2 protein-coding genes are annotated in these 1,573 nt (G+C 66.2%); both read right to left on the bottom strand.

Annotated features, from left to right (window positions below; genetic code table 11):
* Positions 1–24: 24 nt before the first annotated feature.
* Complete coding sequence (locus tag AC07CM_RS50905; RefSeq protein ID WP_478883360.1) at positions 25–1,206, bottom strand: NAD(P)/FAD-dependent oxidoreductase; 1,182 nt, start codon at positions 1,204–1,206, stop codon at positions 25–27.
* Positions 1,203–1,397: a ferredoxin gene (locus tag AC07CM_RS50900; protein WP_478883359.1), complete on the bottom strand. Its 195-nt coding sequence runs from the start codon at positions 1,395–1,397 to the stop codon at positions 1,203–1,205. Before AC07CM_RS50900 ends, AC07CM_RS50905 begins: the two co-directional genes overlap by 4 nt.
* Positions 1,398–1,573: the final 176 nt, after the last annotated feature.

Below are 1,573 nucleotides of genomic sequence, written 5' to 3'. Positions count from 1 at the left end.
GTGGCGTGTCTGTGCTGGCTCCGTTTACAGGGGTGCATGAGCGACGGGCTGTCCGACGTGTGCGCGTTCGGCTCGAAGCTCCTTGGGCATGTTCCAGGCCAGGACACCCGTGATGCGGTCCTCGTGGATGTAGTGGGCGAGGAACCGGCGTTCGCCCGGGTCGCCTCGGACGATCACCACCTTGCAGTCCGGTGGGAAGGTGCCGTAAGCCTGGATCCGTGTGTCGTACTGGTCGGTCCAGAAGTAGGGCACCGGGGTGAACGGTGTGTCGGCGCCGAGAAGGTTGGTGGCCGCGGCGACGGCTTGCTCCGTTGCGTTCATGCGGTGCTCGACCCGGATATGGGTGCCCAGCGTGTCGTGCCACCAGCGGGCGACGTCTCCGGCCGCGTAGACACCCGGCGCCGCGCGGCACGTGGAGTCGCAGACGATGCCGTTGTCGAGGGTGAGACCACTGCCCGTGAGCCAGTCCGTCGCTGGTAGTGAGCCGATCGCGACGAGAACGAGATCGGCGGGCACAACCTCGCCGGTCGCAAGCTCCACACCACTCACGCTGCCGTCACCGAGAAGGCTCCGCACAGCGACACCGCAACGCATCTCCACGCCCTGGTCTCGATGCAGGGCGGCCACACGCCGGCCGACGTCTTCACCGAGCTGCCGCTGCATGGGCACAGCCAGCGGATCGACAATGCTGACCTGCAGCCCGACCTTCCGGGCGGCGGCCGCGACCTCACAGCCCAGGAAACCGGCGCCTATCACCACCAAGCGCCGGCCTGGGCGCAGGTGCGTACGCAGAGCGAGAGCATCATCGACGGTGCGCAGCACGTGCACTCCGGCCAGATCATGCCCTGCCGGGAGACGGCGTGGAACGACTCCCGTCGCAATGATCAACCCGTCGTAGTACAGGTGCTTGCCGTCGTCCAGCTCGACATTGCGTTCGTTCAGATCGAGTGCGACCGCGCGCGTGCCCAGTCGCATCTCGACCCGCAGCCGGTCCAGACTGACGCCATCACGGACGGCCAGACGGTCGGCCTCCCAGTCCCCGGTGAGGATCTGCTTGGAAAGCGGTGGCCGGTCGTACGGGGAATACGCCTCGTCACCGACCAGGCTGATCGACCCGTCGAACCCGTGACGACGCAGCGTCTCCACCGCCGTCACACCGGCCACGGACGCCCCCACAACCACCACTCGGTCGAGTCTGCCGGTCACTCGATCACTCGAATCGCGGCGGCGGGGCACAGCGTCGCGGCCTCCCGCACTGCCTCATGCAAATCGTCACGCGGCGCGTCGTCCAACAGCACAACGACGCCGTCCTCCTCACGCTGATCGAACACCTCGGCCGCGGCGATCACGCAATGACCACCACCCACGCACTTGTCCTCGTCGATTTCAATACGCATGCCCTGCGTCAGCTCCTTTCAATTTCTCTACATATCGGTATACAGACCGGACGCATCCCTCACGGAGCACCCGCCGTCGATAAAGCCAGCCCAGCACATCGACCTATTCGTCCACCATCGCACCGTCACCGCTACCACGAAGCGACAACGCTCCAGCCGGACACAACCCCACCGCC

Source organism: Streptomyces sp. NPDC044061 (assembly GCF_056434305.1).
The sequence above is the reverse complement of the archived record's forward strand: the minus strand, read 5'-3'. Positions and strand labels throughout refer to the sequence as shown.

Bases quoted from the DNA above. Each gene is read 5' to 3' on its own strand.
- AC07CM_RS50900 (WP_478883359.1), bottom strand. From the start codon at position 1,397: ATGCGTATTGAAATCGACGAGGACAAGTGCGTGGGTGGTGGTCATTGC.